Genomic DNA, 8,149 nt, shown 5'->3' with positions numbered 1-8,149 from the left:
ATTTCGTCCCTAGATTTGGGCGGGTGTGGAGTTGACGGGTTGGCGCACCAGGTTAGCCAGTTCCTGGAGTTGGGCAATGGCTTCTGCCCCTTCCAATTTCATCAACTCCCGGTCATCCCGCATCTCCGTCCAGGTAATCCCGTAGTCAGAGACCAGGAACCGGATCAGGTGACCTTCCCCTAAACTCACCATGAACGACGCACTATCCATGGCCGGGCCACAGGTATAACAGGATGCCAAGCGCCCCTGCCGTTCCAAAACCGTGGCCAGCGCCTGGAGGTTCATGACCAAGTCTCGTACCAACTCCCGGTGCTGGTTCGCTAGCCGTAAAAACACAGAAATGACTCCCGGTAGCTCTTTCTTAATCTTAACTTAAAGTTTTCCCCCTGGGAGGGCTATTGTAGAGGTACATCATGCAACCGTACGTCCCCTTCTTCCCAGCGGGCCGTTTGCGGTGTCAGGAAGCAATAACCCACCTTTAATCGGCGCAATTGCTGACTTTCGGGAATCGTAACGGGGCTGTCGCCGAAGTGCAACTCCAGATAGGTCGGTGTTTGTCTGACCAGGGTCTGCTGGGGTTGCCAGCTTTCCCGCATACCGAGCCAAAGGTAGGTGAAGTACCTGTCGCCACAACAAAGTCTATGTCATTATCCATCTGCTTGGTGACCCGCAACCCCCAGACCACCTTCATGTCCCGATAGCGACAGCCCAGCAGCTCAAAACGAATTCCGATTGGACACCCCGACCGGGTTCACGCTCCCGCTGAGATGACCTGCGATCAATGGGCTGGCGCACGGTTTTTTGAGGGCTAAAGGTGTTCATCCCCCACAGGGTCAGGGCCAGGCCACCCGTCAAACCCACCAATAGCAAAACAACCGTCCCCCACAAATTCAATCGCGCCCGCTTTTGCGACATGACCCTCAGCCTCTCCCCCCTTGACCGATTCGCTGTAGGCAACAGTCGCCATTCCGTCAAAGCCCCATTACCGCTAAAAATTCCTGTAACTTTTTATAGGCCTCACGCCGGGCTTCCGGAGTTGGCAAGCGGTCCCGGATAGATTGCAACAGTTGCCGCCGCGCCGACAGACTTTCATAGGCCGTGCGAATTTTCGGCATCATGCTTTACAGGTAAATACTCAACGCCATCCCCGATTCCCCGGGCATATCCAGCAATCGGTCCTGGAGCACATCCGCTTCCGCCACCGACAACCGCTGATCCACATACATTCCCAGCAACAGCAAATCCAAGAAGACCTCCCGTTGCCCTTACACCCTCGGCTGAGGTTCTTTTTGTACAAATGCCAGCAGACGCGCCCACCTGGATAGCGGGGACCAAACTGCTTTTATTTAGCGGAAAAGGAAAAAGCGCACAACCATAAAGACCGTCACTGCCCCCAACTGGGCCAACACCACCGGCACCCCGTAGGTCAAAAAACCGCGAAAGGAAATCCGCCGGCCGTGTTGTTCCGCAATCCCTGCCGCCACGATGTTGGCCGAAGCCCCCACCAGCGTGCCGTTTCCCCCCAGGGTCGCCCCGTACATCATGGCGTAGAAAAGGGGTAGCACTATATCGGGAAACTGGCCCTCAAACCCCGGTTGCAAAACCTCCGCCGGCGCCAGCCCCACATTGACTACATACTGTTTCAGCAGGGGTACCATGGCCACCACCAGGGGGATATTGGGAATCACACTCGACACCAAGGCCACAAAAAAAATCAAGGTAATCGTCCCCAACAAAATATTCTGGCCCAAGACCACACCCAATACCCCTGCCAAGCTGGCGATCACACCCGTTTTTTCCAGGCCGCCGATCAGCACAAAAACACTCATGAAAAAAATCAGCGTACTCCAGTCCACATCCCGGAGGATATTGTTAACGGTGTCAATCCCGCTGTGATGACTGAGTAACAGGGCCAAACTGGCGCCCATCAAGGCCACCGTTGCCGGACTAATACGCTGGGGCAACGAATCCCCCACCACAAACATGGTCAAGACGAAAATTACAATGATCAGACCGACCGAGAGTACACCCGGGTGGTTGATCGTCGGATGGGGCAACACATCCAGACTTTCCAACTTCTTACGCCAGATTTTAGGGAATAAAACGGGCAGCATAAATACGACAACGGCAATCGCAATGACCCCCCCCAAACTTAAGCGCACAAAATAGTCCACAAAACTCAAGTTAATAGCGTCGGCAACAATATAGGTCGCCGGGTCGCCCACCATCGTCAGCAGGCCTGCCGAATTGGCGATCAGGACCATGAGAGTCAACAGGGGCACAAAATCGACACCGATGTCCTGGGCCAGGGGCGGTACCAATGGACCCAATAGCATAACAGTAGTGGCGTTCGGTAAGACGGCGCAAATGGGCGTCGTAATCCCCACCACCGCTAGGAGTAAATTGCGGCCCTGCCCCTTGGCCAATAACACAATCTGCGCCGCCAGATACTCAAAAATTTTGGTGGGTTCAAAGGCCCGCACCAGTACCATAACCCCGAAAAATAGGGCCAAAGTATTGTAACTGCGACCGATGTAGCCAATGGCTTCCCCTAGGGTCATGACCTGGCAAAACACCAGGACCATCGCCCCCAATAAAGCCGCCACTGTCAGATGCACCCACTCCGTAACAATCAACCCCAAGACGGCCAAAAACGTAATGCTCGCGATTGCCGCTTGCCAGTTGTCCATAGCCGAAGGCCCTGACAAATTGCCGTTACTCTAACAACTGTTTCCTTGGGCCGTCAACCGAGGGAATCGGCGGCAGGGCCAGGAGCTTCCGCCTGGGCAGGCATCGCTTCCAGTGGTAACAGCAAATCCACCTGCTGGCGATAGTAATCTACTCCCTTGACCATCACATCCACCAGCATCCCCACCGTAAAGGTGGTACCGGTACGCCGACCCACCAGGGCTTGTTGCTGGGGACGAAATTCATACCAATCATTGCGCAGGGCCGTGACATGGACCAAACCCTGCAGGGGCGTTTTTTCGATGGCTACAAAAAACCCGTAGGATTCAACCCCTACGATTAACCCGTGCACCCGTTGCCCCGGCGACAACCGACAGCGGTGCAGCCACAACAAATGCTCATAATCTTCCCAGGCCTGGCGATGGAGGCGTTCCCGTTCCGTCCAGTGGGACAACAGTTGTTGAGCTTGGGTTTGCAATTCCTCCTGCACCGCAGGCGGCAAAACCGGCCAGTCCACCCGCCCATGACAGCTGCTGCTGCGCAGGTCCACCGTTTCCTTAGAGCGGGGACTTTTGCGGTCCTTCCCTTGGGTGAACAAAGCCCACAACACCCGCTGGTTAAACCAATCCGTGTAGCGGTCCAAGGGAGCCACGGCGTGTAAATAGGGCGTCAGCCCCAGGCCAAAATGATCGGTGGCTTGCAGGCTGTCGGCGGGGGGTTTGAGGATTTCCCAAAAAAGCGTCTGGAGTAACGGCGCCAGCTCGTGGGCCTGGAGCAGGGCCAGCAACGTGGGCAAGTCCAGGGTCTCCGGCGGCGTCAACCCCAAGGTCTGCAACAGGAAGCGATAACGTTCCCAGGCGTCCGGGTCCGGGGAAGGTTGCCCACGGAAAATCCCCGGCAACTGTAGAGCCTGGAAATGCCGTGCCAATAGGTGGTTGGCCAGCAGCGCCAGGGCCTGGGTCACCCGAGCGGTGGAGTCCGTTGTTTGTCGGGGCAGCCCACTGGGGTGTTCATCGGGCCAGGGGTAAGGGTCCTCCAGGGGCAGGCCCACCCATGGTTGCGTGCGCTCCACCCAGTCGGTTACCGCGGTGACCAGTTCCGGGGGCGGGGAGTCGCTCACCCGTACCCAGCCCGGTTCCAACCGGTAAGCCCCCGCTTGACCCGCCGCGTCCAGCTCCACCCACAGGGAAATACTGGGCCATTCCGTCCCAATCGGCGCAGGCGGCGTCATGGGATAGAGGGTATCCCCCAGGCCAAAGGTGGCCCCCTGCTGCCGGGCATACCAATCCACCAACGTCTCCGAGGGAAGGTACGCCGTCCCATCCAGAAGGTGAATCCCCAGGCGTTCCCCCTGCCAGGAAACCGCCAGTTTCCCTAAACCCCAGGTGGGCAACTCCCGATAATCCTGCCGCGGCCAGTCAGTAGGGTTACAGGTCAACTCTGGGGGCAATCCCGCCGGTGGATGAGGCACCAGATTATGTTTACACAACACCAGCCGGGCCGGGTCAGTGCTCTGGGCGTCCGGACCTAGGACCTGTTTAATAGCCCCCTGGGCGGGCATCTGGGCTAGGGGATAACGCTGAATCGTCACATACACCAATTGGTCCACCCACTGACCGACATCTTCCCCTGGCAGGGCCACGGTGATATTCAACCGGTCATCCAGGGGTTTGGCGACATAGCCCTGTTCCGTGAGCTTCACCTGGGCCACCAAGGCCGTGATGGCCCGCTCCAGGACCAAAAACACCTCCCCCTCGGGACTGCGGCGGTTGCGACCCTTGCGCATGACTTTGATCAGGCCCCAATCCCCGTGCCAGGCGGTACCGAGATAACGGGCCGGAATATAAATATCCGCTGCCCCCGGTTCCTCCTGAACCGCCCAAAAACTTCCCCGGGAAAACCGCAAGCGGGCTTTGACCACATCGGGCATGGGCACCCGGCGGTATTTGCCGAATTCCTCCGTCACCAAGGCCAGCTTCGTTAACACATCCAGGGCAATTCTCAACCGCCGCCGGTCGCTTTCCGTTTCACAAAACAGTTTTTTGGCCAATACCTTAGGGGCGATGAGTTTATCTTCCGGTAAATTGCCCAAGAGTTCCCCAATCGAAAATGGCATAGCAGTTCCTATCGGTCCTGTGTTTCACTTTATCACCGGCGTTACCCCATCTCGGTAACCCTTGGCAGCCACGCCCCCCCTTGCTAGGATAATGGGAAATAACGTAAGAATTCCCACTACCTATCCCATTAACCCGCCGTCGAGGAGCGCCCTATGGATTCGATGCCTCTTGAAAATGATACCCAAATTGACAGTTTTCCGGTGGAGTTGCTGGAGGACCGCTACCAACTGGGTCACAACGCCCTGTACAACCGCCTGAAGGGACTAGGCATCAAACCCTTTAAGGTCAGCCGCCGGGCCTATATCACCGCCCAGGAGTTGGAACGGTTGGACCGGTTGCACGAATTTCTCCAGCAGGGGGGGACGATCAACGATTTTCTGGCCCAGGACCCCAACCCCCCCAGCAGCGGTGATTTAGCAGTCAACCGCACAGAAATCCCGGTCAATCTCAGCCATTTGATCGGCACGGTGGCGGATGCGGTAGCGGGGGCGGTGGTGACCAGTATGCGTTCCACAGCGGGGGTGATCGCCGATGCCGTGGCCCAGCGCTTGGCCCAGCTCAAAACCCACAGCGACCCCCTGGAGTACCTGCGCACCCTGGAGGAGGCCCATCGCAACGGCTGGATTCTCAGCACCTCGGAGGTAGCCCATCTGCTGCGGGTTTCCCCCCGGACCATTACCGAGCATGGGGAAAAGTTTGAAGATTCCGGTTTTGTCTTTGTGCGGGTGGGTAAAAAGCGGGGTGAGGTGGCCTGGCGGGTAGGCAAACCGGGGGATTTTCCGGCGCTGGAGCGTTACCAGCCCATGGACCCCCAGACCGGTTATCCCCAGTGGTAGTCAATCGGGACCTTGGGGACGCCGGTGTTGTTGAAACTGCCGTTGCCAGGTTTTAGCAGCCCGCAGCGCCAACCAGACCAGCATCAGGGCCAACAGCCCCCCCTGCTTGGGCGCTTGGAAGGCCACGAGGGCCAGCAGGGCACACAACCCATCCTGCGCCAGGATAACCCAGGTAGGAAAACGCCCCCGGCGATAGAACCATCCCATTTGCACCAGTTGCAACAGCCAGGCTAGCGCTCCCCCCACCAACCCCAGCAGGCTGTGCATAGCCCGGGGAAGCCCCATCACCTGGGCCGTCATCATGCCCAGCAACCCGCCCACCACCGGACTCAACAGCACCTGCACCGGTTGCCACAACCGCACGCCCCAGGGGTGCAAGGGTGCCAGCAACTCCCACACAGCCCCGGCGGTTAAGATGCCCAGCACCAGCGCCGGCGACCAACGCCCCAACAGCGGGATATGGTCCCAGGTCTGGTCCCGGTGAAGCAGCAGGAGCACCAAAAGGGGTAACGCCAGGCGAAATCCCCCCGCCGCTGCCGCCGCCAGTACCCCCAAAATGGCAGCCATTGTCCTTGCCAGCCCCATGGGATAAGATAAACTGGCAGCTCTCCAGGTTTCCGCAGCGCCGTGACTTCCCCTTGGCAGTCTTGGGCCGACTTACTAGAGCAACGGTTAGCCCACTACCGGCAGTTCTACGGGGCCTACAACACCCAACCCCAGGCCTGGGAAGCGCAACACGGGAGCTGGACCGTTTTTGAACACCGGGAAAAGGCACAAGTTTTGGGGGAGATCGGTCAAATCCTGACCCTATTGCAGCGCCAGACCCTGCACGAAGGCCAGCTGGACACCCCCGGCGACCTAGAGTATTACTCCACCGTCAAGGAAGCCCTGCAGGTCATCCGGCACTTTCTGGAACAGCACCCCCCGCGTCAACCGTGAAATAGCCAGGTGGTGAACACGTACTTTTCGCCCCTTGTGACGGGCAGGGCCTGGTGGGGATGGGTGTAGTAGGCAGGGAACACCACTACCGCCCCTTGCTGGGGTTTTACTTTCACGTGCTGACGGTCGAAGTAGGTCTCGCCCCCACTGAAGTCGTCATTCAAATAGCCCACAACCCCCATGTCCCGGGTGGGTATCCCCTGGGTCACCTCCAGGCGGCGACTGGCCAGCAGGATATTGTCCACGTGGCGGCGGTAAAACTGGCCGGGGCGGTAGCGCAGTAGGGTGATGGCCTCCATATCGGCAAAGCTGATCCCGTAGTACTGCCGGAGTAGCTGCTGCACAGGGTGTAAGCAAGTCATCAGCAGGCGCTGGGTGGATTGCAGCAGGGGATGGGGTCCCCCCAAGGGCAACATATCGCTCGAGCGAATGTGGGTGTCAACAGTATCCACGAGAATCCCTGCCGTCGTTAATTCCTGGGAATTGATGATGGTGATTACATGCCGGCAAATCTCCGGTGCAATCACATTAGGAATCCAGAGAATATCCCGGTCCAGGGGAATGAGCTCCAGGGCGGCCATTAGGGATCAGGGTTGTCTTTCCCCTCTTCAAACCCCAAGTTTTTCCAGCTTTCTTTTAAACTTTTCCAGAGCTTTTTAATTTCCCGATAGGCCTCTTCGCTGGTGATTTTGCCCCCCGTTTCCAAACTACAAATAATCCCTACCCGCTGGGCAAATTCCTGTAAATTGGCATTGAACAAAAATCGTTGGGGTGTAAATTCCCCGTAGTAGCTCGACCGGGCGTAGATAAAACTTTCTTTATCTGGTCCTGCCGGGGACGACTCAGGGTGACTCACGGGCCTACCGCTTCATGAAGGGTCTATCGTTAGTATAAATCATTTCCCGAGTTGGCCTAAAATTGAAAGCCGTATCCCTTGAGCGGCGATCATGGACATCCGCCACGGTTTTGTGGGCACCATTGGGCGCACCCCCCTGATCCGGCTCCACTCCCTGTGCGAGCTAACCGGCTGTGAGATTCTGGGCAAGGCGGAATTTCTCAACCCCGGCGGGTCCGTCAAAGACCGGGCGGCCTGGTATATCATCCGGGATGCGGAGCAAAAGGGACTGTTACGTCCGGGGGGCACCGTTGTCGAGGGCACAGCAGGCAACACCGGGATCGGCCTGGCCCACATTTGCAACGCCCGGGGTTATCGCTGTCTCATCGTCATTCCCGAAACCCAGTCCCAGGAAAAAATTGACCTGTTGCGTCTGCTGGGGGCAGAGGTGAAAACCGTACCAGCGGTGCCCTATCGCGACCCCAATAACTACGTCAAGGTGTCAGCCCGCATCGCCCAGGAGATGGACAACGCCATTTGGGCCAACCAATTTGACAATCTGGCCAACCGTCAAGCCCATTACGAAACCACCGGCCCGGAAATTTGGGAGCAGACTGAGGGGCAAATCACGGCCTGGGTGGCGGCCATTGGCACCGGTGGCACCTTTGGGGGGGTAACGCTGTATCTGAAGGAAAAAAATCCCCGGATTCGCTGTGTGGTGGCCGACCCCTACG

Annotated in this window: 13 protein-coding genes; 3 read left to right on the top strand and 10 right to left on the bottom strand. The window is 57.9% G+C overall.

Annotated elements, in window-relative coordinates:
- Positions 1-9: 9 nt before the first annotated feature.
- From Q6L55_11365 to Q6L55_11335, 7 genes are all read right to left on the bottom strand, one after another.
- Complete coding sequence (locus Q6L55_11365; protein MEN9259307.1) at positions 10-336, bottom strand: DUF1815 family protein; 327 nt, start codon at positions 334-336, stop codon at positions 10-12.
- A 59-nt stretch (positions 337-395) separates the two neighbouring features.
- On the bottom strand, positions 396-596 hold the full coding sequence (locus Q6L55_11360; GenBank protein MEN9259306.1) for a hypothetical protein: 201 nt from the start codon (positions 594-596) through the stop codon (positions 396-398).
- 91 nt (positions 597-687) lie between these two features.
- Positions 688-915, bottom strand: a complete 228-nt coding sequence (locus tag Q6L55_11355; GenBank protein MEN9259305.1) for a hypothetical protein — start codon at positions 913-915, stop codon at positions 688-690.
- Positions 916-971: 56 nt separating this feature from the next.
- Positions 972-1,118: a hypothetical protein gene (locus Q6L55_11350; protein ID MEN9259304.1), complete on the bottom strand. Its 147-nt coding sequence runs from the start codon at positions 1,116-1,118 to the stop codon at positions 972-974.
- Positions 1,119-1,121: 3 nt separating this feature from the next.
- The gene (locus Q6L55_11345) at positions 1,122-1,247 is read right to left on the bottom strand and encodes a hypothetical protein (GenBank protein MEN9259303.1); all 126 of its coding nucleotides are present in this window, start codon (positions 1,245-1,247) and stop codon (positions 1,122-1,124) included.
- A gap of 99 nt (positions 1,248-1,346) precedes the next feature.
- Complete coding sequence (locus Q6L55_11340) at positions 1,347-2,690, bottom strand: ArsB/NhaD family transporter (protein MEN9259302.1); 1,344 nt, start codon at positions 2,688-2,690, stop codon at positions 1,347-1,349.
- A gap of 53 nt (positions 2,691-2,743) precedes the next feature.
- Positions 2,744-4,804 carry an RNB domain-containing ribonuclease gene (locus tag Q6L55_11335; GenBank protein MEN9259301.1) on the bottom strand — a complete coding sequence of 687 codons (2,061 nt, stop codon included), beginning with the start codon at positions 4,802-4,804 and terminating at the stop codon, positions 2,744-2,746.
- Positions 4,805-4,966: 162 nt separating this feature from the next.
- Between Q6L55_11335 and Q6L55_11330 the strand changes: the two genes are divergently transcribed.
- Positions 4,967-5,641 carry a hypothetical protein gene (locus Q6L55_11330; GenBank protein MEN9259300.1) on the top strand — a complete coding sequence of 225 codons (675 nt, stop codon included), beginning with the start codon at positions 4,967-4,969 and terminating at the stop codon, positions 5,639-5,641.
- On the opposite strand, the gene Q6L55_11325 is transcribed toward Q6L55_11330, so the two are convergent.
- Complete coding sequence (locus Q6L55_11325) at positions 5,642-6,208, bottom strand: DUF4126 domain-containing protein (GenBank protein ID MEN9259299.1); 567 nt, start codon at positions 6,206-6,208, stop codon at positions 5,642-5,644.
- Between the two features lie 60 nt (positions 6,209-6,268).
- Here Q6L55_11325 and Q6L55_11320 point away from each other — a divergent pair, with 60 nt between their 5' ends.
- The gene (locus Q6L55_11320; protein ID MEN9259298.1) at positions 6,269-6,580 is read left to right on the top strand and encodes a hypothetical protein; all 312 of its coding nucleotides are present in this window, start codon (positions 6,269-6,271) and stop codon (positions 6,578-6,580) included.
- Here the strand turns inward: Q6L55_11320 and Q6L55_11315 are convergent.
- Entirely contained in the window at positions 6,571-7,161 is a 591-nt protein-coding gene (locus tag Q6L55_11315) for a 2OG-Fe(II) oxygenase (protein ID MEN9259297.1), read from the bottom strand. The genes Q6L55_11320 and Q6L55_11315 overlap by 10 nt on opposite strands.
- Positions 7,161-7,436, bottom strand: coding sequence for a hypothetical protein (locus Q6L55_11310; GenBank protein ID MEN9259296.1), 276 nt, complete (start codon positions 7,434-7,436; stop codon positions 7,161-7,163). The genes Q6L55_11315 and Q6L55_11310 overlap by 1 nt, the downstream gene beginning before the upstream one ends.
- Before the next feature lie 91 nt (positions 7,437-7,527).
- On the opposite strand from Q6L55_11310, the gene Q6L55_11305 reads away from it, so the two are divergent.
- The coding region (locus Q6L55_11305) for a pyridoxal-phosphate dependent enzyme (protein ID MEN9259295.1) at positions 7,528-8,149 on the top strand (622 nt) is incomplete at its 3' end.

It is taken from the genome of Gloeomargarita sp. SRBZ-1_bins_9, assembly GCA_039794565.1.
GTDB lineage: Bacteria > Cyanobacteriota > Cyanobacteriia > Gloeomargaritales > Gloeomargaritaceae > Gloeomargarita.
Note: the sequence above shows the minus strand (reverse complement) of the source record. Positions and strands in the feature narration are given on the sequence as shown.